At 70.7% G+C, this 26530-nt stretch carries 6 protein-coding genes; 3 read left to right on the top strand and 3 right to left on the bottom strand.

Translation table 11 applies throughout. From position 1 onward, the window contains the following. Positions 1-7: 7 nt before the first annotated feature. From ACZ5ZX_RS10395 to ACZ5ZX_RS10385, 3 genes are read right to left on the bottom strand one after another with little or no spacing between them, the layout of a single operon-like run. The gene (locus tag ACZ5ZX_RS10395) at positions 8-217 is read right to left on the bottom strand and encodes an MbtH family protein (RefSeq protein WP_465501715.1); all 210 of its coding nucleotides are present in this window, start codon (positions 215-217) and stop codon (positions 8-10) included. Further along, on the bottom strand, positions 214-22524 hold the full coding sequence (locus ACZ5ZX_RS10390) for a non-ribosomal peptide synthase/polyketide synthase (RefSeq protein WP_465501714.1): 22311 nt from the start codon (positions 22522-22524) through the stop codon (positions 214-216). Before ACZ5ZX_RS10390 ends, ACZ5ZX_RS10395 begins: the two co-directional genes overlap by 4 nt. Before the next feature lie 44 nt (positions 22525-22568). Then, the gene (locus ACZ5ZX_RS10385; protein WP_465501713.1) at positions 22569-23912 is read right to left on the bottom strand and encodes a lysine N(6)-hydroxylase/L-ornithine N(5)-oxygenase family protein; all 1344 of its coding nucleotides are present in this window, start codon (positions 23910-23912) and stop codon (positions 22569-22571) included. A 138-nt stretch (positions 23913-24050) separates the two neighbouring features. On the opposite strand from ACZ5ZX_RS10385, the gene ACZ5ZX_RS10380 reads away from it, so the two are divergent. From ACZ5ZX_RS10380 to ACZ5ZX_RS10370, 3 genes are all read left to right on the top strand, one after another. Next, positions 24051-24998 (top strand): methionyl-tRNA formyltransferase, encoded by a 948-nt coding sequence (locus ACZ5ZX_RS10380; protein WP_465501712.1) that lies wholly within the window; start codon positions 24051-24053, stop codon positions 24996-24998. Positions 24999-25098: 100 nt separating this feature from the next. Further along, the gene (locus ACZ5ZX_RS10375; RefSeq protein WP_465501711.1) at positions 25099-26076 is read left to right on the top strand and encodes an RNA polymerase subunit sigma-70; all 978 of its coding nucleotides are present in this window, start codon (positions 25099-25101) and stop codon (positions 26074-26076) included. A gap of 4 nt (positions 26077-26080) precedes the next feature. After that, positions 26081-26518, top strand: a complete 438-nt coding sequence (locus ACZ5ZX_RS10370; RefSeq protein ID WP_465501710.1) for a PPOX class F420-dependent oxidoreductase — start codon at positions 26081-26083, stop codon at positions 26516-26518. Positions 26519-26530 lie beyond the last annotated feature (12 nt).

Genomic DNA, 26530 nt, shown 5'->3' with positions numbered 1-26530 from the left:
GAAGCGGTCAGGACTCCATGGCCTTGACGAGCGAAGCAGGCCGCAGATCCGTCCAGTTCGTCTCGACGTACTCGAGGCACTCCGGCCGCGAAGCCGGGCCGAACCTCGTGGTCCAGCCCGCCGGGACCTCGACGAACTCGGGCCACAGGCTGTGCTGGCCCTCGTCGTTGACCAGCACCAGGTACGTGCCGTCGGGGTTCTCGAACGGGTTCGTCATTCCTTGTTCTCCTTCTTCGTGGCCGGTGCGTCTGCCCGGCGGGTGAGCGCGTCGAGTGCGAGGAACCAGCCCTCCGCCAGTTCCCGCACCGACGCTTCGGTCAGTACGGCCTCCGGCCAGGACCACTGCGCGTTCAGTCCGGGACCGCCGGGGCGGTCCTCGGTCAGTGCGTTGATCGTCAGCGCGTGCGAAACCGGCATCTCGTCGTCCGGACCGAGTTCCGCCGCCTCGGCCTCCGCCGCGTACGACCAGTCCGTCGCTTCGGGGACGCCGATCCGGCCCAGGTAGTTGAACTCGATCTGCGGCTGCGCGAACGCCGCCAGTTCGGGACCGGTGCGCGGGTCGAGGTACCGGAGCAGCCCGTGCCCGATCCCCGCGTCCGGCAGCCCGGTGAGGTGCGCCCGGACCCGTTCGAGCGCGGCACCGGCGGCGGCGCCGCCCGCGAACGCGTCGTCCAAGTCGAGGTCGCCCAGGTCGAGGCAGACCGGCACGACACTGGTGAACCAGCCGACCGTCCGCGAGAGATCCGCGCCACCGGCCAGCTCCTCCTCGCGGCCGTGCCCTTCGACGTCGACGAGCACCGCGCGGCCCTCGTCCCGGCGCCAGCGGGCGACGGCGAGCGCGAGCCCGGTGAGCAGGACGTCGTTGATCGTCGTCCCGAACGCCGACGGCACGCGGGACAGCAGCGGGGCCGTCCGTTCCGCGGGCAGGGTCAGCGACACCTTCTTCACCGTGGCCGTCACGTCACGTTCGTGGTCCAGCGGCCGGTCCAGCGGGATCGGGTCCCCGCCGCCCAGCACCGACTTCCACAGGTCCAGTTCACCCCCGCGGTCCTGTTCGGACAGTGCCCGCGACCACCGCCGGAACGAAGTGTCCACAGAGGACAGCTCCGGCTTACGGCCGCTGTCGACCGCCGCCCAGGCGGAAGCGAGATCCGGCAACAGGATCCGCCACGAAACACCGTCGACGGCCAAGTGATGGATCATCAGCAGCAACCGGCCGGGGCCTGACTCCCCCGCGTCGAACCAGGTCGCGCTCAGCATCACCCCGGCGTCCGGGTCGAGCCGGGCACGGGTCGGCTCCGCGTGCCGCTCGATCAGAGCGGACAGGTCATCGCCATCGACCTCGACACGGTCGACGAGGACGTCGACGGTCTCCGCGACCCGGAGCGCCCAGCCGTCCACCGACCGGTCGAGCCGGGCACGCAGCATGTCGTGCCGCGCGACGAGGGCGCCGAGCACCTTCTCCAGCTGCCCGGCGGTCATCCCGGACGGCGTCCGCACCAAGGCGGCCTGGTGGTAACCGGCGATCGGCCCGCCCAGTTCGCGCAGCGCGTGCATGATCGGCGTCAACGCGATCGCCCCGTCGTCCGCCACGTTCACCGCGACCTCGGCCAGTGCCTCGACCGTCCGGTGCGCGAACACGTCGTGCGGCGTGATCTTCAGTCCGGCCGCGCGGACCCGGCTGACCAGCCGCATCGCGACGATGCTGTCCCCGCCGAGGGCGAAGAAGTCGTCGTCGGCGCCCAGTTCCGGCACGTCGAGCACTTCCGCGAAGAGTGCGCACAGCGCCTTCTCCCGCTCGGTCTCCGGCGCGCGGCCACCGGCCAGCTCCGGGTAGTCCGGCGCGGGCAGCGCCTTGCGGTCCAGTTTCCCGTTGGACAGCACCGGAAGCGCGTCGAGGGTGACGAACGCCGCCGGGACCATGTAGTCCGGCAACGTCTCGGCCGCGAACCGCCGCAGTTCCGCGTGCTCCACAGTGGACACCACATAGGCGACCAGCTGCTTGACCCGCGGCCGGTCCTCGCGGACCACGACGACGGCCTGCGCGACCTCGGCGTGCCGCTCCAGCACTGCCTCGATCTCCCCCGGTTCGACCCGGAACCCCCGGATCTTCGCCTGGTCGTCGGCCCGGCCGCCGAAGTCCAGCCGTCCGTCCGAGGTCCACCGGGCGAGGTCGCCGGTGCGGTACATCCGCGCGCCCGCCGGACCGAACGGGTCGGCCACGAACCGCTCCGAGGTCAGCGCCGCCCGCCCGAGGTAACCGCGAGCGAGACCGGCACCGGCGAGATACAGCTCACCGGTGACCCCGGGCGGCACCGGCCGCAACGCCGCGTCCAGCACGTAGGCGCAGGTGTTCGCGACCGGGCGGCCGACCAGCGGCTTTTCACTGTCGCCGATCCGCGCGACCAGTGCGTCCACTGTGGACTCCGTCGGCCCGTACAGGTTGAAGGCCTCGGTTCCGTCCAAAGTGGCCAGACGACGCCACAGACTCTCGGGCACCGCCTCACCGCCGACCCCGATCACGGCCAGCGGGCACCGGTCGCCGTCGAGCAGGCCGGCCTCCGCCATCTGCGCGAAGAACGACGGCGTGACCTCGATGAAGTCGAAGCCGTCCCGGGTGATCATCGCGGCCAGCAGTTCGGGGTCGCGCCGGGTCTGTTCGTCCACGATGTGCACGGCGTGCCCGTCGAGCAGCCACAGCTGCGGCTGCCAGGAGGCGTCGAAGGAGAACGACCACGCGTGCCCCACCCGCAGATGCGGTTTGCCGGTGGCTTCGACCGCGGGCCGGTGCAGGGTGGCGCGGTGGCTGTGGAACAGGTTCACCACGCCGCGATGCGGGACGACGACCCCCTTGGGTGTCCCCGTCGAACCCGACGTGTAGATCACGTACGCCGGATGTTCCGGGAGGAGGGGGCGGACGCGGTCCCGATCGGTCAGGTCGTGCGCGAGCCTGTCCTCGGTGACGAGCGCGCACAGCGCGAGCGTCTCGATCCCGGTCCGGGGCAGCGACTCCAGCAGTTCGGGTTCGGTCAGGATCACCTTGGGCCGCGCGTCGGCCAGCATCGCGGCCAGCCGCTCGGCCGGGTAGTCCGGGTCGAGCGGCAGATACGCCGCACCCGCCTTGTGCACGGCGAGGATCGCCAGCAGCACGTCCGCCGACCGCGGCAGCGCCAGCGCGACGAAGTCCTCCGGCCCGACGCCGTGGGCGACCAGCGCCCGGCCGAGCCGGTTGGCACGCTCGTTCAGCTCGGTGAAGGTCCAGGTGACGTCGCCGGAGGCCACCGCCACCGCGCCGGGGGAACGCCGAACCTGCGCCTCGAACAGACCGGCCACAGTGGACGGTTCGACGGTGATGGCCGCGCCGGTCCCGTCACGCAGGATCCGGTCGAGCTCGGTCTCGGCCAGGATGCCGATCCTGCCGACGAGGGTGTCCACATCGGACACCATCGCGGACAGCACCCTTTCCATCGCGACCGGGAGCCGCTCCGCCAGGCCGTCGTCGAACAGATCGCCGCGGTACTCGGCGGTGAGCTTCAGCCGCGCGCCGGGTTCCACCGCCCAGGTGAGCGGATAGTGCGTGGAGTCTTCGTGGCGCACGATCTCCCCGCGCAGCCCGGCACCGCTCTCGCCCTCCTCCGCACCCGGGTAGCTCTCGAACACCATCAGCGTGTCGAACAGCTCGCCGAGCCCGGCGCCGCGCTGGATGTCGGCGAGTCCGAGGTGCTGGTGCGCGAGCAGCCCCGCCTGTTCGTCCTGGACCCGGCCGAGCAACGTGCTCAGCTTTTCGGCGGGGTCGGCCGCGATCCGGACCGGGATCGTGTTGATGAACAGACCGATCATGCGCTCGACCCCGGCCAGTTCGGGCGGGCGCCCGGCGACCGTCGCGCCGAACACGACGTCCGACCGGCCGGTCAGCTTGCCGAGCACGATGCCCCACGCCGTCTGGACGAGCGTGTTGAGGGTCAGCCCCCGCGAGCGGGCCAGTGCGGCCAGCGCGGCGGTCGCCTGCTCCGGCAGCTCCAGGGTCAGGCGCTCCGGCAGCGCCGGCGCTCGCTGGGGGTCGTGCGGGACGAGGTGGGTCGGTTCGGTCAGCCCGTCGAGCGCCTGCCGCCAAGCGGCCTCGGCCGCCTCGCGATCCTGATCCCCGAGCCACGCGAGATGGTCGCGGTACTGCCTGGCGGGCACCAGGTCCGCGCCCGCGTACAGCTGGGACAGCTCCGCGAACAGCTGCGGAACCGACCAGCCGTCGAGCAGGACGTGCTGGTGGGTGAACACCAGCCGGTGCCGCCCGTCCGGCAAGGCCAGCAACAGGAACCGCAGCACCGGCGCGGCCGCCGGATCGAACCGGCGCCGATCGTGGGCAGGCTCCGCCTCGACGTCACCGTCCGATTCCACGAAACGCCAGGGAACCGTGACCGAACGCGCCACCAGCGCGACCGGACGGCCGGAGGCCAGGTAGCGGTAACCGGTACGCAGGACCGCGTGCCGGTCCACGAGCGCCTGAGCGGCCTCCTGTAGCCGCTGCGGGTCGAGCGGCCCGTCGAGATCGAAGGAGACCTGGACGGTGTAGACGTCCGGACCGTCGCCGTCCATCGTGGCGTGGAACAGCAACCCCGCCTGCAACGGCGTCAGCGGCCACACCTCGGCCGTGCCCGGCGCGACTTCGAGGATCTCGGCGCGTTCGCCCGGGTCGAGTTCGACCAACGGCTTCCCGCTCGCCGACGCGGGCGCGTCGAGCCGCACCGTGCTGGCCTCGGCCAAGGCGGCCACGGTGCGGTGCCGGAAGACGTCACGCGGGCTCAGCAGCAGCCCGGCGGTCCGCACGCGGCCGACCAGCTGCATCGCGACGATGCTGTCGCCGCCGAGGCGGAAGAAGTCGTCGTGGATGCCGACCTTGTCCAGCCCGAGGACGTCCGCGACGAGCGACGCGAGCAGTTCCTCACGTGGCGTGCGCGGTGCGTCGCCGGAGACCGCCTCGGCGAAGTCGGGGGCGGGCAAGGCCTTGCGGTCCAGCTTCCCGTTGGGGGTCAAGGGGAATTCGTCGAGTACGACGAACGCCGACGGCACCATGTACTCCGGCAGTGCGGCCTCCGCCTGCCGCCGGAGGTCTTCGACGTCGGCCGGACCGGCGAGATAGGCGACGAGCCTGCCTTCGCGCAGGACCACCCGGGCGGGAACCCGCCGGGAGAGCACGGCCTCGATCTCGCCCAGCTCGATCCGGAATCCGCGCAGCTTGACCTGGTCGTCGGCGCGGCCGAGGTAGTCGAGGACGCCGTCGGAGCGCCACCGCGCGAGGTCACCCGTGCGGTACATCCGCTCCCCCGGCGCGAACGGGTTCGCGACGAACCGTTCGGACGTCAGACCCGCCCGCCCGAGGTACCCACGCGCGAGCTGCGCACCGGCGAGGTACAGCTCACCGGTGACGCCGGGCGGAACCGGCTGGAGCCGCTCGTCCAGGACGTAGGTGCGGGTGTTCCACACTGGACGTCCAATGGGGACGGTGTCGTCGACGATCTCCCATGACGTCACGTCGACCGAAGCTTCGGTCGGTCCGTAGAGGTTGTGCAGCGGAACGGCCACGCGGGCGGCCAGGTCCGACGGGAGCGCCTCGCCGCTGCACAGGACCCGGCGGACGCCGTGCCACTGAGGTTCTTCGGCGAGGAACGCCTCCAGCATCGAGGGGACGAAATGCAGGGTCGTGATCCGCTGGTCGCGGATCACCGTCTCGAGGTACCGCGGATCCCGGTGCCCGTCCGGTTTGGCGACCACCAGGGTGGCGCCGGTGATCAGCGGCCAGAAGAACTCCCACACCGACACATCGAAACTCGACGGCGTCTTCTGCAGCACCCGATCATCAGCCGTCAGACCGTACTCATCTTGCATCCACAGCAGCCGGTTCACGATGCCGGAGTGCGGCACCACGACACCCTTGGGGCGCCCCGTCGAACCCGACGTGTAGATCACGTACGCCGGAGACTTCGGATCGACAACGCGGCCCAGGTTCTCGCCGGAGTAGCCGTCGAGAACAGGCAGCGTATCGAGAACGACGGCAGGGGCCGCGTCTTCGAGCATGAACGCCAGCCGGTCGGCCGGGTAGTCGGTGTCCAACGGCAGGTAGGCCCCACCGGCCTTGTGCACGGCGTACAACGCGACCACCAGATCGATCGACCGCGGCAGCGACACCGCCACCACCGACTCCGCACCCACACCCCGCTCGACCAACCACCGCGCCAACCGATTCGCCCGCGCGTTGAACTCGGCATACGAAAGCGACACGCCCTCGAACACCACAGCAGGCGCCTCCGGCGTCCGCGCCACCTGAGCCTCGAACAACTCCGGCAACGTCGTCACAGGAACGTCGTGCGCGGTGTCGTTCCAGCGCGCTAGCGACGTGCGCTCGTCTTCATCGACGACGTCGAGCGCGCCGACCGGGATCGCGGGATCTGCGGCCACCTGTTCCAGGACGGCGACCAGCCGTCGCCCGAATGCCGCGGCCGTGGGCTCGTCGAAGAGGTCGGCGCTGTACTCGATCGCGCCGGAGATCCCGTCGGTGTTCTCCAGGAACCCGAATTCGAGATCGAACTTGGCGACCCCCTGCGCGAAGTCCTCCTGCTCGGCGTGGAGGCCGGGCAGCTCCAGACCGTCGCCCGATGCGGGCACGTAGACCACCATCACCTGGAACAACGGGTGCCTGGCCAGCGAGCGTTCCGGGTTGACCGCGTCGACCAGCCGCTCGAACGGCAGGTCCTGATGCTCGAAAGCGGCCAGGTCCGCCGCGCGCACCCGCGACAACAGATCGCCGAACGCGGGGTCACCGGACAGGTCGGTGCGCAGCACGAGCGAGTTCACGAAGAACCCGACCAGTGGCTCCAGCCGTTCGTCGGTACGGCCGGAACTCGGTGCGCCGAGCGGGATGTCGTCCCCGGCGCCGAGCCGGTGCAGCAGCGCCGCGACCGCGGCCTGCGCCAGCATGAACATGCTGACGTCATGCCGGCGGGCGACCTCGCGCAGCCGTCCGGTGAGCGCGGCGCCGATCGGGAAGGTGACCAGGCCGCCGCGGTGGCTCGATTCCGACGGCCGTGGCCGGTCCGTCGGCAGGGCGAGTTCGTCCGGCAGCCCGGCGAGCGTGGACCGCCAGAACTCGAGGTGCTCGGAGGCCGCCGAGTCCAGCAGTTCCCGTTGCCACAGGGCGTAGTCCGCGTACTGGACCGGAAGTTCGGTCCACTGTGGAGCATTGCCGGTCAGCCTCGACTCGTACGCCGTGGCGAGGTCGGTCATCAGCGGTCCCTGCGACCACTCGTCCGTCGCCACGTGGTGCAGCACCAGCAGGAGCACGTGTTCCGTCGGCGAGACCGCGAACACGGTGACCCGGATCGGGAGTTCCTCGTCGAGGGCGAATCCGCGTCCGGCTTCGGCGGACAGCTGGGCAGGGAGATCCATCGCGTCGCAGAAGCGGATCTCCGGTCGCGCGTCGGCCGAAATCCGCTGCGCCGCGACGCCTTCCTCCTCGAAGAACACGGTCCGAAGCGTTTCGTGCCGCTCGACGACGTCGCCGATCGCCGCACGCAGCGCGCCGGTGTCCAGTTCGCCGTGCAGCCGCCAGGCGAGCGGGATGTTGTAGGTGGCAGTGACTCCTTCGAGCCGGTACAGGAACCACAACCGTTGCTGCGCGGGCGAAAGCGGCAGGACGTTCGGGCGTGGTCCGGCGCTCAGGGCCGGTTGTGCCGACGGTCCGGCCAGCCGTTCGGCCAGCCCCGCGACAGTGGGGGCGTCGAAGACGTCACGCACCGACACCGTCGCGTCCAGACCCGCCGAGATCCGGCTGACCAGGCGCATCACCAGCAGCGAATGACCGCCGAGCGCGAAGAAGTCGTCATCGATCCCGACCCGGTCCACGTCGAGCACGTCGGCGAACAACGCGCACAACGCCTCTTCCCGCGCGTTCCGCGGTTCGCGGCCCTCGGTGGTCGCGAACTCGGGTGCCGGAAGTGCTTTGCGGTCGAGTTTGCCGTTCGGGGTCAGCGGGATCTCGTCGAGGACGACGAACGCCGACGGCACCATGTGCTCGGGCAGCTTCGCCGCCAGCTCCTCGCGAAGGCCACTATCGGACCCCACGACGTAAGCCACGAGCCGGTCTTCCCTGGCCACGACCACGGCGCGCGTGACAGATCCCGAAGCGGTCAGGGCCGCCTCGACTTCGCCGAGTTCGACCCGGAAGCCGCGGATCTTGACCTGGTCGTCGACGCGGCCCAGGAACTCCAAGACCCCGTCGGCGGACCAGCGCGCGAGGTCACCGGTCCGGTACATCCGCTCCCCCGCGCCGCCGAACGGGTCGGCGACGAACCGCTCGGCGGTCAGCCCTGGCCGCGCCAGGTACCCGCGCGCGAGCTGCGCACCGGCGAGGTACAGCTCACCGGGGACACCCGGCGGGACCGGGTTCAACCGGGCGTCCAGCACGTAGGTTCGCGTATTCCACACCGGACGTCCGATCGGGACGGTCGGCGTCACCGAAGCACCGGCGGGCCAGGCGGTCACGTCGACCGACGCTTCGGTCGGGCCGTAGAGGTTGTACAGCGGGACGTCCACGCGGGCGGCCAGCTCGGACGGCAGCGCCTCACCACTGCAGATGACGCGCCGCAATCCGGTGCACTCCGCCGTCTCCAGGAACAGCGCGAGCATCGAGGGAACAAAGTGGACAGTGGTGATCCCCGCGGTGCGGATCAGTTCCGCCAGGTACGCCGGGTCCTTGTGTCCTTCGGGCTTGGCGACCACCAGGGTGGCGCCGGTGATGAACGGCCAGAAGAACTCCCACACCGACACATCGAAACTCGACGGCGTCTTCTGCAGCACCCGGTCATCAGCCGTCAGACCGTACTCGTCCTGCATCCACAGCAGCCGGTTCACGATGCCTTCATGAGGCACCACAACGCCCTTGGGACGACCGGTCGAACCCGACGTGTAGATCACATACGCCGGAGACTTCGGATCGACAACGCGGCCCAGGTTCTCGCCGGAGTAGTCATCGAGATCAGGCAGGGTCTCCAGAACCACCGCGGGGGCGGCGTCTTCGAGCATGAAGGCGACGCGATCCGCCGGGTAGTCGCGGTCGACCGGCAGGTACGCCCCACCCGCCTTGTGCACCGCGTACAACGCGACCACCAGATCGATCGACCGCGGCAGCGACACCGCCACCACCGACTCCGCACCCACACCCCGCTCGACCAGCCACCGCGCCAACCGATTCGCCCGCGCGTTGAACTCACCATAGGAAAGCGAGGTGCCCTCGAACACCACAGCAGGCGCCTCCGGCGTCCGCGCCACCTGAGCCTCGAACAACTCCGGCAATGTCGTGACCGGGACTTCACGAGCCGTGCGGTTCCACTCGGTGACCAGCGCGAGTTCGTCCTCGACAAGGACGTCGAGTGCGCCGACCGGCCGGTCCGGATCGGCGGTGACCTGCGCCAGCAGGGCCGCGAGCCGGTCGAGCAGCCGCCGGGCCGTCGACGCGTCGGCGAGGTCTTCGGCATACTCCAGCGTCAGCGTGGCGGTGTGCTCGTCGTCGACCATCGTGAAGTGCAGGTCGAACTTCGCCATGCCGGTGTCCATTTCGAACCACTCGGCGGGCAGGCCGAGCACGTCGTGGGCGCCGGTTTGCCGGTGGTAGCCCACCATCACCTGGAACAGCGGGTTGCGACCCGCCACCCGGGGCGGGTTCAGCTCTTCGACGACGCGCTCGAACGGCAGGTCACCGTGCGAGAACGCGGCGAGATCCGCCTCGCGCACCCTGTCGAGCAGTGCGGCGAACGTCGGCTCGCCGGTGAGATCGGTCCGCAGGACGAGAGTGTTCACGAAGAACCCGACAAGGTCGTCGAGTGCAGCGTCGGTGCGTCCCGCGATCGGGGCGCCGAGCGGGATGTCGTCCCCGGCGCCGGTGCGGTGCAGCAGCGCGGCCACGGCCGCCTGCAGCACCATGAACGGGCTCGCGCCCGCTTTCGCCGCCAGGTCACGCACGGCGGCCGACAGTTCGTGGGGCAGCCGGGACTTGACCTTTCCGCCTCGGCCGGTCGGCCGGAGCGGCCGAGGACGGTCCAGCGGCAGTGTCAGCTCGTCCGGCGCTCCGCGCAGGGCGTCCGCCCAGAAAGCGATCTGGCCGGCCCCGCGCTGTTCGAGGAAGTCCTTCTGCCACAGCGCGAAGTCCGCGTACTGCACCGGCAGGTCCGTCCACCCGGGAGCGCCGCCGGTGAGCCGGGCCTGATAGGCCGAGTTCAGATCGTCGAGCAACGGGCGGTCGGACCATTCGTCGGTGGCGCTGTGGTGCAGGACCAGCGAGATCACCTGGTCTTGGGCGCCGAGCCGCAGCACCCGCAGCCGGACCGGGATCTCGCGGACGAGATCGAAGGGCGTCCGTGACAGCTCGGCGACGCGGACGGCCAGCCCGGCCTCGTCGCACTCCTCAACGGCGAACGGGATCTCCGGTGCGTCGAGAACGCGCTGATAGGGCTCCCCGTCGTCCTCGGCGATGACGGTCCGCAAGACCTCGTGCCTGCCGAGTACGTCGCCCAGCGCGGCACGCAGCGCGTCGAAGTCCAGCTCACCGCGCAACCGGAAGGTCAGCGGGAAGTTGTAGGCGACCGCGTACGCTTCCATGCGGTCGACCAGCCAGAGGCTGCGCTGCGCGGCCGAGAGCGGGATCCGTTCGGGGCGTTCGGCACGGACCACCGCCTGCCGCGCCGGTTCGCCACCACCCGCACGGGCGGCCAGTTCGGCGACCGTCGGTGCCTCGAACAGGTCACGGATCGCCAGTTCGGCCCCGAGTTCGGTCCTTGCCCGGCTGATCAGCCGGGTGGCCAGCAGCGAGTGGCCGCCGAGGTCGAAGAAGTTGTCCTCGACGCCGACGCCGTCCAGCCCGAGGACCTCGGCGAAGAGCGCGCACAGCGTTTCTTCCTCGACGGTCTCCGCAGGGCGGCTTTCGGCGAGCCGCACCGCCGGATCGGCGTCCGGCAGCGCCCGTACGTTGAGCTTGCCGTTGTCGGTCAACGGCAGGCTGCCGAGCGTGACGAAGGCGGCCGGGACCATGTAGTCCGGCAGCTCCGTCTTCAGCCTGTCCCGCAGGCGCTGCACCAGTTCGCCGCCACCGCGGGCCGACGTCGGGCTCGTGGCGTACTTGGCGAGGTTCGTCCCGACCGAGACCGGCAGGTGCACCTCGGTGATCAGTGCGTCCGGCTGTCCCTTGTGGACGAACACGGCATCGAAGGCGCCGTCCACGGACCACGTCGTGTACACGCGGTAGCCGAGCCGTTCGCCGAGTTCGTGCACGTCCTCCGGCTCGATACCGTCGGCGGCACGGAAACGCTCCAGGACGTCGACGAGCGGCGCACCGGCGTCCAAAGCCCGGGTCGCCTCGACCTCGGGCAGCTGCCGGGCGTCCGGGATCCGGCTCACCCGCAGGGTTTCCGCGTCCGTGAGGCGCTCCGCCAACGCGTCCAGCGAACCGGCCTCGTCCCAGGGCAGACGCGGGGCCTGCGCGACCGAGAAGGTCTCCGCGGGCTCCTTCACCAGGACGGCGTCGTAGCGGTAACGGCTCAGTTCGTTGTGCAGCCGGGCGCGTTTGATCCGGACCTGCGCCGCGACGTCCGGCAGACGCCGCGCGAGCGCGGTGAAGTAGTCCGGATCGATCAGCAGTTCCTTCTCCAGCGCGGCACCGCGTCCGATCGCCCGCCGCACCTGGGCGACGTCGGAGGTCGCGTCGGCGCGGGTCAGCTGGATCGCGGTGTGGAACGAGCGCGCGAGGCGCAGGTTCCGGACGTCGCCGACGAACAGCGCGCCGCCGGGGGCGAGCAGGCCGATCGCCTTGGTGATGACACCGGTCAGGTAGTCGACGCTCGGGAAGTACTGGATGACGGAGTTGATCACGATCGTGTCGAACCGCCCGGCGGGCAGGCCGTCGAACACGTGCGCCGGCTGGGCGCGCAGGTTCACCTTCGCCGCCAGCTCCGGATCGCGCTCCAGCTCCCGGTTCAGCTTCGCGATCACCGGCGCGGCGAGGTCGGTGCCCCAGTACTCCCGCGCGAGCGGTGCGATCTGCCCCATCAGCAGGCCGGTGCCGACCCCGATCTCCAGCACCCGCTCCGGCTTCAGCTCGGCGATCCGGTCGACGGTCGCCTGCCGCCATTCCCGCATGTGCTCCAGCGGGATCGGATCGCCGTCGTAGCTGGAGTCCCAGCCCGCGAAGTCCTCGGTGAACAACGCGGTCGGGATCTCGGTGTACTCGTCCGAGTAGATCTGCTGCCATTCGCCGACCTGGTCGGCCTCCGCCTCGGCACGCGCGTCCCCGCTCAGTTCGGCTGGGACGACGTAGCCGATGAGCCGCTGCAGCCCCGGCGCCGACGGGTCGGGCCGGGCGATGACGGCGGCCTGCGCGACCTCCGGATACCGGCTGAGCGCGGTCTCGATCTCGCCGAGTTCCACGCGGTAGCCGCGGATCTTGACCTGGTCGTCGGTCCGGCCGAGGAAGTCGAGGTTCCCGTCCGGACGACGCCGCACCAGGTCGCCGGTGCGGTACATCCGCCCGCCATCGGCGGAGAACGGGTCGGCGACGAACCGTTCGGCGGTCAGGCCGGGACGGCCGAGGTACCCGCGGGCCAGCCCCTCTCCCGCGATGTAGAGCTCACCCGCGACGCCGTCCGGGACCGGCCGGAGCCAGGCGTCGACGATGTAGGCGCGGGTGTTCCAGATCGGTTTGCCGACGGTCGGGGTATCGCTGTCGGTGGTGCCGCCGCCGAGGGTGTTGATCGTGTATTCGGTGGGGCCGTACAGGTTGTAGCCGTAGGTCCCGTCGGTGTCGCGCAGCCGGTTCCACACCGACTCCGAGACGGCCTCACCGCCGAGCAGCACGAGCGCGGGCCGGTGCCGCCCGTCCCCGTCCTCCAGCAGTCCTTCCTCGATCAGCAGGTGGGCGTACGTCGGCGTCACGTTGACGACGTCGACCTCGTGCTCGTCGCAGTAGGCCACGAGAGCCCGCGCGTCCCGCCGTAGTTCCTCGTCGCAGACGTGGACCTCGTGTCCTTCGACAAGCCACAGCAGCTCTTCCCAGGACATGTCGAAGGCGAACGACACGGTGTGCGCGATCCGCAGCCGCCGTCCCCCCGCCGACGCGATGGCCGGGGCGAAGATCGCGCCCTGGTGGTTGAGCTGCATGTTCGTCAGGCCGCGATACGGCGTGACGACGCCCTTGGGCTTGCCTGTCGAGCCGGAGGTGTAAATGACGTAGGCCGGGTACTCCATGCGGTCCGCGCGGCCGCGCGCGAACAGCGGGCGTTCGGCGTCGGAGATCGGGCCGTCGCCGAACGCCCTGTCTTCGTGCTCGTCGACCAGGACCCGGGGGACGTCATCGGGCAGTGTCGCCGAAACGTCCTTTGTGGACACCAGGCACAGCGGCCCGGCGTCGGCCAGCATCACCGCGAGCCGGTCGGCCGGGTAGTCGAGTTCCAGCGGCAGATACGCCGCGCCGGTCCGCAACACGGCGAACAACGCGACGACCATGTCGATCGAACGCGGCAGGCCGAGCGCGATCACCTGTTCCGGCGCTGCCCCCTTTGACAGCAGGAGCCGGGCCATCCGGTTGATCCGCGCGTCGAGTTCGGCGTAGGTCAGCCGCTCCTTGCCGAACACCAAGGCGGTCGCGTCCGGGGTCCGCCCGGCCTGGACCGCGAGCAGGTCCGCGATCGTGTCCTCGATGACCGGGTGCTCGGCCTCGGCCCAGCCCGCTTCGAGCGCGGCACGGTCCTCGGCGGACACCGTCGCGAGCGCGCCGACGGGTTTCGCCGGATCGGCGACGATCTGCTCGACCAGCGAGGTGAACCGGCCCAGCACGGACGCGGCCTGGGCGGCGTCGATCACGTCGTCCCGGTAGGACAGCGTGATCCGGAGCTCCTCGCCCGGTGTCACCACCAGCGTCAGCGGATAGTGCGTCGCGTCGATGTTGAGCAGGCCGGTGATGCCGTGCCGGTGACGGAGGCCCTCACGCCGCTCGTCGCCGTCCGCGTTGCGCAGTACGAACAGCGTGTCGAACAGGACCCGATGCCCGGCTTCCCGTTGCAGGACGCCGAGGCTCATGAATTCGTACGGGGTCAGGTCCATCCGCTCGGACTGCAGGCGCCGCACCAGGTCCAGGACGGACTCGCCCGGGTCGAGCCGCACCCGGGTGGGCACGGTGTTGAGGAACAGGCCGACGGTGTTCTCGATGTCGGGCACGGCGGCGGGCCTCCCCGCCACCGCCGCGCCGAACACGACGTCGTGCCGCCCGGTCATGGTCGACAGGACCAGGCCCCAGGCCGCGTTGAGCACGGAGTTGACGGTCAGGCCGTGCCGGCGGGCCTGCTCCCGGAGCCCCCGGCCCAGGTCGCCGGGCAGCACGGTGTCCAGGTTGACCGGGGTGGCCGGCACCAGGTCCTGGCCGTCCGGTCCGATGACGGTCGGCTCCGCGAGCCCGGAGAGCGCTTCGCGCCAGGCCTTCGTGGCGGTCTCGATGTCCTGCCGGTCCAGCCAGCGGAGAAAGTCCACATAGGATCCGGGCGCGGGCAGCGTCCGGTCGTCCCCGCCGAGGTCGTACAGCGCGAACAGCTGCTCGATGAAGAGCCAGGCCGACCAGCCGTCCCAGAGCAGCAGGTGCCGGTTCAGCACCACGCGGTCGCGCCCGTCCCCGAGCCGCACCAGTTTCAGCCGGAACAGCGGTGGGGCACCGAGGTCGAACCGGGTCGCCCGGTCCTCGGCCATCAGCTCGTCGAGCCGTGTCTGTCGTTCGGCTTCGGGCAGGGCCGAGAGATCCACTTCGGACACCGGAGGTGCGACAGCGGCCGCCACGAACTGCACCGGGCCGCGCAGCCCGTCGCTGGTGAAACCGGCACCGAGACTCGGGATGCGACGAAGCAACGCGGACACCGCTGTCCGCAACCGGTCGGCGTCCAGCCGATGGTCGAAGTCGATCGCTTCCTGGATCGTGTAGATGTCGACCCGGTCGGAGTTGTAGCTGGAGTGGAAGAACAGTCCTTCCTGCAGCGGCGACAGCGGCCAGATGTCGGCGACCGGTACCGGGCTGACCTTCTCGACGCGAGCGATCTCCTCCTGGGTCAGCGACACCAGTTCGAGGTCGGACGGCGTGAGGCCCACCGGCGCGCCGGTGTCCGCCGCCGCGAGTCCGGCCATGGCGTCGGCCCAGCGGCCGGCGAGGGCGACCGCTTCGGCCGGGCCCGCGAACGTCGCGGTCAGCCTCAGCCCGTTCTCGGTGTCCTCGCAGGCGACCCCGATCCGCAGGACGTGGTCACCCGGTGGCGGCACCGCCACGTGCCCGGCGACCTGCCACTCCCCCGTTCCGGCGGGGACACGGCCTTCGTACCGCAGGGCGATCCGCGGCCGGGCGAGTCCGGTGAACAGCGGCACGGTCTGCGCGTTGAGGTACCGCAGCGGACCGTAGCCGCCGGGGGTTTTCCGGACGGTTTCCTTGACGGCCTTGAGCATCGCGAGCGGTGCGCCGGTCGCGGCGATCCGCACCGGGCGGACCGAGGTCAGCGCGCCGACAGTGGCCGAGTCGTCCACCAGGCCATGGAGATCGACGAGGAGGTCTCCGTCGACAGCGGCTTTCAGCGCTGTCAGGACGACGTCGGTCACGTCGCCGTGCACAGCGGCGGGCAGCGGGCCGACGAGCGCCTGAGTGTCCTCAGTGGACAAGGTGACCCGGCGTTCGGTGATCTCACCAGCGGTGGGGATCTCGACCGCGCCAGGCGCCAGTGTCTCGGCCCAGTGGGCGACTTCGCCGAGCAGCGCGGGATCCTGCGCTCCTCCGGCGATCCGGCGGGCGATGGTCCTCAACGAGGTCTCCACCGGCGTGAACACCGGCGCGTGGCCCTCGGTCACGGCGCGCCAAGCGGTGGCGAGATCGGCCGCCAGCGTCGTCCAGCTCCGCGCTTCCAGCAGCACCGGATGCGCGACCAGGAGCAGCCGGGCAGGCTCGTCGAACCAGACGGCCTGCAGCAGGCCGTCGTCCAGCCTGCCAGCGGCGTTCCGGTACTCGTCTTCGAGGGAGCCGGTCGCGTGGCGAAGCAGGTCCGTCGCCTGGACAGTCCCTTGTGGACGGACTTCGAGTGACCACAGCACCGAAGCGACCCGCGAAAGTTCGAGCCGCAGGCCGTCGTGGTGGTCGAGGACCAGCTGCAGGGCCGCGGCGAGCGTCTCGACGTCGGCGTCGGACGGCACCGTCAGGACCACGGACTCCGGTTGTACGACGGAACCCAGCTCCCGGATCCGGAGTACCTCGGGCAGGAGCGGAACCGCACCGACCCCGTCGGCGTCCGCCACCGGTTCCGGTTCGGCCGCCAGACCGGTGGCGGCGAGCGCGGCCGGGGTCCGGAGTTCGAACACGTCCTTGGGGCTCAGCTCGAAACCGGCCCGGCGGGCACGGCTCGACACGGCGATCGAGGAGATGCTGTCGCCGCCCAGCAGGAAGAAGTCCCCGTGAACGTCCACAGTGTCCAGTCCCAGGACCTCCGCGAAGATCCGCGCGAGCGCGCGTTCCCGCTCGTTCCCGGACGGCGCGATCGCGGGCCGCCCGATTTCGGGCGCGGGCAGGGCCCGGACGTCGAGCTTTCCGCTGGGGGTCAAGGGGAACTCGTCGAGGACCACGAGCGAGCGCGGGACCATCGGAGCGGGCAACGCCTCGCTCACCGCGGCACGCAGCCGCTCCGGGTCCGCGGCACCGGCGACGTAGCCGATCAGCGCGCCGTCCTTCGCCACGACCGTGGCGGCCGTGACACCGGGCTGCGCGGCGAGGACGGCCTCGATCTCGCCGAGTTCGATCCGATTGCCCCGGATCTTCACCTGGCGGTCGGTGCGGCCGAGATACTCGATCTCGCCGTCGGAGCGGCGCCGGACCAGGTCCCCGGTCCGGTACAGCCGCTGCCCCGGCTCGCCGAAGGGGTCGGCGACGAACCGCTCGGCGGTCAGTGACGGACGGCCGTGGTAGCCGCGGGCCAGCTGGACACCGGCGAGGTACAGCTCACCCGCCACGCCGTCGGGAACCGGGCGGAGGAAGCCGTCCAGAACGTGCAGGCGGGTGTTCCACACTGGACGTCCGATGGGGACTCCCCCGCCTTCGGACCCGGTGGTGCGGAAGAAGGTCACGTCCACGGCGGCCTCGGTCGGGCCATAGAGGTTGTGCAGCGGGACCCCGGTGAGCGAGCGCCAGCGCGCGGCGACCTCGCCGGTCAGCGCCTCCCCGCTGGAGAAGACGCGGCGCAGGGAGCGAGTCCAGCCGAGGTCTTCGGTCACGTCCTCACTGCCCAGGAACGCGGAGAGCATCGACGGCACGAAGTGCAGGGTGGTGATCTCACGCTCCCGGATCACCCGCGCGAGATACGCCGGGTCGCGGTGGCCGTCCGGTTCGGCCAGCACCACCGCGGCGCCTTCACAGAGCGCCCAGAAGAACTCCCAGACGGACACGTCGAAACTCGACGGCGTCTTCTGCAGCACGCGGTCCGACGCGGTCAGCCGGTACTCGTGCTGCATCCACGCCAGCCGGTTGACGATCGCGCGATGGGTGACCGCCACGCCCTTCGGCCGCCCGGTCGAACCGGAGGTGTAGATCAGGTAGGCGGTGTCGTCCGGACCGGCGGGTGCGCGCGAGACGTCGTCGACGTCGGCGTGGCCGCTCACGGAAACGTGTTCGAGCCCGGTCACGGCGGGGATCCGCGAAGCCGTTCCGGGTTCGGACACGACGAGACGCGCGCAGGAATCGGCCAGCATGTATTCGAGCCGATCGACCGGGTAGTCGAGGTCGATCGGCAGATACGCGGCACCGGCCTTGAGGACGCCCAGCAGGGCGACCATCAGCTCGGCCGACCTCGGCACGGCGACGGCGACGACCTCTTCCGCACCGGCCCCCGCCGCCCGCAAGCGACGGGCCAGCGCCTCCGCGCGGACGTCGAGGTCCGCATAGGACAGTTCGGTGTCCTGGAACACCACCGCTGTCGCGGACGGCGTCCTGGCGACCTGCTCGGCGAAGGCCTCGGCCAGTGTGCGCTCCGGCACCGGATGCGCGGTGGCGTTCAGTTCGGTCAGACGGCCGCGTTCGGCGGGCGACAGCAGATCGACGGCCGCGACCGGCAGCGCCGGATTCGCGGTCAGCGTCTCCATCAGCCGGGCGAACCGTTCCGCGAGCTGCCCGGCCGCGACCGCGCCGACCCGGGCGGCGTCGAATTTGAGGCTGAACTCCAGGTCCTCCCCCGGGGTCGCGATCAGCGCGACCGGGAAGTGCACCGCGTCGGTGACCTCGACGCCGGTGAGGCGGACGGTCCCGGACGGATCCACGCGTTCCTCGTCGCGTGGGAAGTTCTCGACGACGACGAGCGTGTCGAACAGTTCTTCCTGTCCGGCACCGGCGATGCGCTGCAGTTCGCCGAGGCCGAGATGCTGGTGCTCCAGCAGCGCCGACTGCTCGTCCTGCAGCCGCCGCAGCACGGCGGCGACGGTTTCGGCGCCGGACCAGTTCAGCCGCACCGGCACGGTGTTGATGTAGAGGCCGACCGCCGATTCGAGACCGTCGGCACCGGTGTCGCGGCCGGAGACGGTGCTGCCGAACAGGACGTCGTCGCGGCCGGTGAGCCCGCCGAGCAGGAGCCCCCAGGCACCGTGCAGGACGGTGCCGAGGGTGAGACCGTGCGCCCTGGCCATCGTCGACAGCTCGGCCGTCGCCTGCCGACCGAGGCTCAGTCGCACCCGTGACGGCTGCCGCTCGCCGGTGGCCGGTGCTTCGATCAGCCGGGTGGGTTCGTCCACTCCGGACAACGCCGTCCGCCAGGCCGCGCGGGAGGCCTCGTGGTCGCGTGCCGCGAGCCGCCGCAGGTGGTCCGCTCGGGAGTCCGTCTCCGGGCGCGGGTCGCCCGCTCCCGCGTAGGCCGCCAGCAGCTCGCGGAGCAGCACCACGACCGACCAGCCGTCGGCGATGATGTGGTGGAACGTCAGCGCCAGTTCGGCCCGGTCTTCCCCGAGCCGGGCGAAGGTCGCCCGCAGGAGGGGCGGCCGGGCGAAGTCGAACCGGCGCGCGCGATCGGCCTCGAAGGCTTCCGCGGCGTCCTCGGCGGCCACCTCGCGCCAGGGCAGTTCGGCGTGCCGGGTCACCAGCTGGACGACCTGTCCGCCGTCGAGCTGCCGGAAACCGGACCGCAGCGACGAATACCGGTCCAGCAGCGCCTGCACCGACCGGCGCAGCGCGGCGGCGTCGACCGGCCCTTCGAGCTGCAGCACCTCCTGGACGGTGTAGATGTCGGCGGCCGAGCCGCCTTCGAACTCCGCGTGGAAGAAGAAGCCTTCCTGCAACGGCGTCACGGGCAGGACGTCGGCGTACTCGGCGAGCGACGCGCGTTCGGCGCCGGTCAGCTCGAGCAACGGTCGCTCGTCCACAGTGGACTCACCGGGCAGTGCTTCCGCGCACGCGGCCAGAGCCTCGGGCGTCCGGTGCTGGAACACCTGGCGCGGGGTGATGACGAGACCCCCTTCCGCGGCTCCGAGCACCAGCCGGATGGACAGGATGCTGTCGCCGCCGAGGGAGAAGAAGTCGTCGTCGGCACCGGCCGAGGCCAGTCCGAGCACCCGCGCGACGACGTCGCACAGGATCCGTTCCCCCTCGGTCCGCGGCGCGCGGCCGGTGGCGGCGGCACCGAAATCGGGCAGGGGCAGCGAGGTGCGGTCCAGTTTGCCGTTCGGCATGATCGGCAGCCGGTCGAGTTCCACGAACGCCGAGGGCACCATGTAGTGCGGCAGCGCCGATTCCGCGTGCGCACGCAGTTCCTTCGACAGCGACGGCGAACCGCCCGCCTCCGGGACGAAGTACGCCACCAGCCGCCGGTCCCCCGGCTTGACCTCGCGTGGCACGACGGCGATCCGGTCGACCCCGGGGCAGGCGGCGAGCGCGGATTCGACCTCCCCCGGTTCGATCCGGAAGCCGCGGATCTTGACCTGGTGGTCGGTGCGGCCCAGGAAGTCGAGATTGCCGTCGGCACGCCAGCGGACCCGGTCACCGGTGCGGTACATCCGCTCGCCGCCCCCGGCGAAGGGGTCGGCGACGAAGCGCTCCGCGGACAGGCCCGGCCGTCCGGCGTAACCCCGCGCCAGACCGCGGCCGCCGACGTACAGCTCACCTTCGACGCCGACCGGCACCGGCCGCAGCGCGGTGTCGAGGACGTAGCAGCGGGTGTTCGGATCCGGCCTGCCGATCGGGATCGGCCCGGTCCAGCCGGGCTCGGCCGCCCACAGCGTCGAATTCACCGTCGCCTCGGTCAGCCCGTACGCGGCGACGACCCGCAGATCTTCGGCCCAGCGCGCGATCAGCTCCGGTGGGACGGTTTCGGTGCCGACGATCAGCACCGCGCCCTTCGGCAGTTCGCAGTCCGGCGGCAGCGCCGCGACCAGCGACGGCGGCAGGATCATGTGCGTCGCCTCGTGCTCGGCGATGTAGCCGGTCAGCTCGGCACCCGCGACCCGGCGGCGCGACGGCACCACGATGAGCGTTCCACCGACGCACAGCGACATGACCAGGTCCCAGACCGTCACGTCGAACCCGGTCGAGGCGAACTGCACGACCCGGCTGCCGGGGCCGATGCCGATCCGTTCGGTCGCCGTGCTGATCAGGCTCCCGATCCCGTCGTGGGACAGGACCACGCCCTTCGGCTTCCCGGTCGAGCCCGAGGTGTAGATGACGTACGCCGCGCGGTCGAGCACTATTCCGCTCACGTCCACAGTGGACGCGTCGAAGGTGGCGAGTTCGGCGGCGATCGCCGGATCGTCGAGCAGGACCCGTTCGACGTCCACACTGGACGGCAACTGCGCCGCCTCGTCCTTTGTGGACACGACGACGCCCGCACCGGCGTGGGAAAGCATGTACGCGATGCGGTCTTCGGGGTGGTCGAGGTCGAGCGGGAGGTAGGCCGCCCCGGCCTTCATGACGGCGAGGAGGGCGACGACGAGATCCGCCGACCGCGGCATCGCGACCGCGACGACGTCCTCGTCATCGACGCCCCGGCTCCGCAGCAGCCGGGCGAGCCGGTTGGCGGCGGCGTCGACCTCGGCGTAGGTCAGCCGGACGTCCTCGCAGACGACGGCCTCGGCGTCCGGCTTCCGTGCCACGACCCGGTCGAACGCCTCGGGCCAGGACACCTCCGGCGAATCCGCCACCGCGGTCCCGAACTCCAGCACCTTGGCCCGTTCCCCGGCCGAGAGCAGGTCGATCGCGGCCAGCGGCAGCTCCGGCCGCGACACCAGGTCGTGAAGCACCGTGGCGAACCGGCGACGGTGCTCGGCCAGCTCGTCGTCGGAAGACACGGCCGCGTCGGCGTCGAAGTCGAAACGCAGGCCCCGGCCCTCCCCGGCGTCGTACCCGGCGATGGCGACGTCGCTGAGCGGTCCGAGTTCGAGGTTGTGCACGGTGGCGCTCGCGTCGCCGAACGCGAGTTCGCCGTCGACGGCCATGAAGTTCACGCTCAGCCCGACGAGCTCGTGCACTCCGCCGCTCGCGCCGAGTTCCCGCGCGAGGTCCTCGCCGCGGTACCGGCTGTGCTCCAGCAGCGCGGAGACCTTCTCGGCGACCTGGGCGACCAGCCGCGACGGCGTCGTCTCGGGCCGCACGGTCAGCCGCAGCGGCAGGACGTTGGACACCATCCCCGGCTGCTCGCGCAGGGCGCGGGTGGTGCGCGCGGTGACCGGCAGACCGAGGACGAGGTCTTCGGCTCCGGTCACCCGGTGGGCGTACGCCGCCACCGCGGCGATCGCGACCCTGGACAGCCTCGTTCCCGCGTCGAGCGCGAACTTCCGCAGGCGACCGGTCTCCGCCTCCGTCAGCTCCCAGGAGTGCCTTCGCAGCCGGACGGGGCCGGAGGACGCGCGTTCGAGCAGCCGCACCGGGTTCGGCCTGCCCGCGAGTTCGCCGAGCCAGTAGGCGTGGTCCGCCGTCGGGTCATAGCCGGCCTCGGCCTCGACCAGGCCCGCGAGCGGCCAGGTGACCTTCTCCGTGGCTCCCGAGTAGAGGGCCGCCGCCCGGCGGGTCAGGACCGCCTGCCCGTGCGCGTCCATCACCAGATGGTGGTAGCGCTGGAACCAGCGGACCCGGTCCTCGGCCAGCACCAGCAGCGCGTGCGCGGTGAGCGGGCCCCGGGCGAGGTCGGCCACCACGGTCAGTTCCGCCCGCGCCCACTCGTCGGCCGCCCGCTCCGGATCCGGCTCGCCGGTGAAGTCCAGGACGGCGACCTCACCCGGCGTGGCCGGAAGCTGGACCGGCTCGCCGTCCTCGAAGCCGACCGTGACGTGCAGGCACTCCGCCTGCGCGACCGCCAACCGCACGGCCGCACGCAACCGGGCGAGGTCGACGTCGCCTCGCAGCTCCGCGACCCAGCCGATCGTGTAGACCGGATCGGCCGGGTCGAGCTGCTGAGCGAGCCAGATCCCCTTCTGGGCCGAAGTCAGGGGAAAGCCGCGGTTCATCGGAATTGCCTCCACCGTTCAAAAAACTCGACGTCGTCTGCGGATCAGGCGGGCCCGATGCCGCTCACCGCGTACTCGGGACGGGACGCGCCGGCGCCGCGCCGGTCCACAATGGACTGGAGGATCTCGCCGACCCGGACCGCGGTGTTGGACAGCAGCGACGACGTGATGCCGTGCGTGTGCTCGGTACCGCCCTGGAGGTAGATCCCGCCGTCCAGCGCCGGTTCGGTGACGATCCGGTAGTCGCGTTCGACGCGCAGCCTGCCCTCGTCGTCGCGCGCGCAGGCGGAGGCGAGCTCGCCGAGCAACGGGGTCGGGTCCGCCGGGCTGTACCCGGTCGCGTACACCACGAAATCGGCGTCGAGCCTGGTCCGCTCACCGGTCTCCAGCGCTTCGATGGTGACCCGTACTCCGGAGCCGGTGTCGACCACCTCGGTGGGCCGGGAGACGTTGATCAGCTTCAGGCGTTCGACCCCCTGCACCTTTTCGCGATAGACGCGGCGGTACAGCTCGTCGATCAGCTCGATGTCCACGGCCGAGTAGTTGGTCGCGCCGTGGTAGCGCATCAGGCGTTCCTTGACCTCTTCCGGCGCCGCGTAGAACCGCTCGACCGCTTCGGGGTCGAAGATCCGGTTCGCGAACGCGCTGTCGTCGGCCGGGCTGTAGCCGTAGCGCGCGAACACCGCGCACACCTCGGCCTGCGGGAAGCGGTCGTGCAGCAACGCGCTGACCTCGGCCGCGCTCTGCCCGGCGCCGACGACGACGAACCGGCGCGGCTCCTCGGCGGCCATTCCCTCGACCCGGTGCAGCAGTTCGCTGTTGTGCAGGATCCGGGTGCCGGGCGTGACACCTTCGGGCAGGTTCGGCCGCAGGCCGGTGCCCATCACCAGATTCCGGGCGCGCAGGTTCACCAGTTCACCGTCGGTGCGGGCGTGGACGTCGAAGAACACGATCTCGTCGCCGTCGAGGACCGGCGTGACCGAAAGGACCTCGGTGCCGTAAGAGACCACGTCGTCGACCTTGGCGGCCGCCCACTCGAAGTAGTCGTGGAACTCGATCCGCAGCGGGAACAGGTTCTTGTGGTTGATGAAATCGACCAGCCTGCCCTTGCTGTGCAGATACGACAGGAAGCTGAACGAACTCGTCGGGTTCCGCATCGTCGCCAGGTCCTTGAGGAAGGAGACCTGCATGGTGGCGTTGTCGAGCAACATCCCGCGATGCCAGCCGAAGCGGACCTGGCGCTCGAGGAAGTGGGCCGTGACGGTCTCGGCCCCTGGCGCGGCGTTGTGTTCGGCGACGGCGATCGCGAGCGCCAGGTTCGACGGCCCGAACCCGACCCCGACCACGTCGTAGACCGGAACCCGTTCACCGACCACTGCTCGTGCCATCTTTTGAACCCCTTGCGCGGCTCAGCCGCATCTCGGTACTTCTTACAAAGACCAGGGAACCCTAACCTAAGTTAGGTGAGGCTCAACTAGTACTTTCAGTGGTGATGTTCATCCCTCGACCAGGAGGAGGCCGATCCCATGCGGGTCGCCATGTTCGGATACCAGACCTGGGGACACCGCACCCTGCGGGCGCTGATCGACGCGGGCCACGAGGTCGCCCTCGTCGTCACCCACCCGAAGAGCGACCACGCCTACGAGAAGATCTGGTCCGATTCCGTCGCCGACCTCGCCGAAGCCAACGGGATCCGCGCCCTGCTGCGTCAGCGTCCCGACGACGCCGAACTGCTCGCGGAACTGAAGGAAGCAGATCTCGACCTCATCGTCGCCAACAACTGGCGCACCTGGCTGCCGCCCGAGATCTTCGAGATGCCGCGCCACGGCACCCTGAACGTGCACGACTCCCTGCTGCCCGCCTACGCGGGTTTCTCCCCGCTGATCTGGGCGCTCATCAACGGCGAGCCCGAGGTGGGCCTCACCGCCCACATGATGGACGCCGACCTCGACGCGGGCGACATCGTGCTGCAGCGGTCGGTCCCCGTCGGGCCCAAGGACACGACGACCGACCTCTTCCACCGGACGGTCGAGCTCATCGCGCCGATCACCACCGAGGCCATCGAGCTGATCGCGAGCGGGAACTTCACCCCGGTCGCCCAGGACCGGTCGAAGGCCAGCTTCTTCCACAAACGCGCCATCGAGGACAGCCTCATCGACTGGACCTGGCCCGCCGACGAGATCGAACGGCTGGTGCGGGCGCAGTCCGACCCGTATCCCAACGCTTTCACCTACCACCGCGGGAAGCCGCTGCGCGTCGTCCGCTCCTCGGTGTCGGTGGGCCACTACGGCGGCACCCCGGGGCGGATCTTCATCCGCGAGGGTGAGGGCGTCGTGATCGTCGCCGGCCCCGAATCCCGCCGCGGCCGTTCGCACGGGCTCGTCATCGAGCGGGTCCGGACCGAGGACGGCACCGAACTGGCCGCGACCGACTACTTCCGGACCATGGGCGGATACCTCACCGCTCGCCCCTGACCTGCGGTTACACCGACCTTCGGAAAAAGTCATCGCGAGACCGATGAGTTCTCGCGAAAGGCGCCGTTACATCGGGTAAGAACACTCGATGGGAGGCGCCATGACCGGCACGGAAACGGACGCGACAGTCGCCGCGGCGAAGGCGGGGGACGAAACCGCCTTCGCCGCGCTCACCGCACGGCACCGGCGGGAACTGCACGTCCACTGCTACCGCATGCTCGGCTCGTTCGACGAAGCGGAAGACGTCGTCCAGGAGGCGCTGATCAACGCCTGGCGCGGACTGGACACCTTCGACGGCGGGAACTTCCGCGCGTGGCTGTACCGCATCGCCACCAACGCCTGCCTCGACGCGATCCGCAGGAACAAGCGCCAGGTGCCGTCGCTGCGCTCCTTCGCCGAAGTCCCCTGGATCCAGCCTTATCCGGACAGGCTGCTGGACGAGATCGCGCCGCCGGAGGGCGAACCCCACGCACTCGCCGTCGCCAGGGAGACCATCGAACTCGCCTTCCTCGCGGTCCTGCAGATGCTGCCTCCGCAGCAACGCGCGGTGCTGATCCTGCGCGACGTGCTCGGCTGGCAGGCCGCCGAAACCGCCACGCTGCTGGATCTCTCGGTCCCCGCCGCGAACAGCGCCCTGCAGCGCGGCCGGGCGACCCTGCGCGAACGTCTTCCGCAGCAGCGCGGCGAATGGTCGGCGACGGCGGGGTCCGAGGAGGAACGCGTGCTGGTCCGGCGGCTCATCGAAGCCCACGACCGCGGCGACTTCGCCTCGCTGGGCGAACTGGTCCGCGACGACGTCCGCGTCACGATGCCGCCGGAACCGCACTGCTACATCGGGCTCGAACCGCTCGCCAGGCACGGCAAGATCGCCGAGGAGATGGGCGAATGGCGTGCCGTCGCGGTCGGCGCGAACCGGATGCCCGCGTTCGCCTCATACCTGCGGCGTCCCGGGGACACCGAGTTCCGCGCCTTCAAACTCGACGTCATCCGCGTCGTCGACGGCAAGGCCGCCGAGTTCACCACGTTCAACAGCAACCTGTTCCCGGCCTTCGGCCTGGACACCATTCTGAAGGGCTGAGGTAATGCCGGAGAAGATGACCGACGAACAGCGCCGCGCCTTCCTCGCCGAAGGCACCCGCACCGCCGTCTTCGCGACGGTCCGCCCGGACGGCAGGCCGCACGCCGTCCCGGTCTGGTTCGCCGTCGACGGGGACGACATCCTGGTCAACCTGGGCGCCGACACCGTCAAGGGCAGGGCACTCAAGGAGAACCCGCGCGTTTCGGTGGTCGCCGACGATCCGCTGCCCCCGTACTCGTTCGTGAGCGTGGAGGGTGTCGCGGAGATCGTCACGGATCCCGAAGAGATCCGCCGCGGTTCGATGCCGATCGCCGAGCGCTACCTCGGCGACGCCGGGCAGGAGACGATCGACGGCTGGCTGGCCTACGCGACGTCACCGGGGAAGGTCCTGGTGCGGGTGCGGCCGGAGAACATCGTGGCGATCGCGAAGGTCGGCGGCTGAGAGACTTGGACA

This window comes from Amycolatopsis sp. NPDC033938 (genome assembly GCF_055575975.1).
Note: the sequence above shows the minus strand (reverse complement) of the source record. Positions and strands in the feature narration are given on the sequence as shown.

Excerpts from the sequence above, each read along its gene's own strand:
- ACZ5ZX_RS10395 (WP_465501715.1), bottom strand. The coding sequence starts at position 217 with ATGACGAACCCGTTCGAGAACCCCGACGGCACGTACCTGGTGCTGGTC.
- ACZ5ZX_RS10390 (WP_465501714.1), bottom strand. The coding sequence starts at position 22,524 with ATGAACCGCGGCTTTCCCCTGACTTCGGCCCAGAAGGGGATCTGGCTC.
- ACZ5ZX_RS10385 (WP_465501713.1), bottom strand. The coding sequence starts at position 23,912 with ATGGCACGAGCAGTGGTCGGTGAACGGGTTCCGGTCTACGACGTGGTC.
- ACZ5ZX_RS10380 (WP_465501712.1), top strand. The coding sequence starts at position 24,051 with ATGCGGGTCGCCATGTTCGGATACCAGACCTGGGGACACCGCACCCTG.
- ACZ5ZX_RS10375 (WP_465501711.1), top strand. The coding sequence starts at position 25,099 with ATGACCGGCACGGAAACGGACGCGACAGTCGCCGCGGCGAAGGCGGGG.
- ACZ5ZX_RS10370 (WP_465501710.1), top strand. The coding sequence starts at position 26,081 with ATGCCGGAGAAGATGACCGACGAACAGCGCCGCGCCTTCCTCGCCGAA.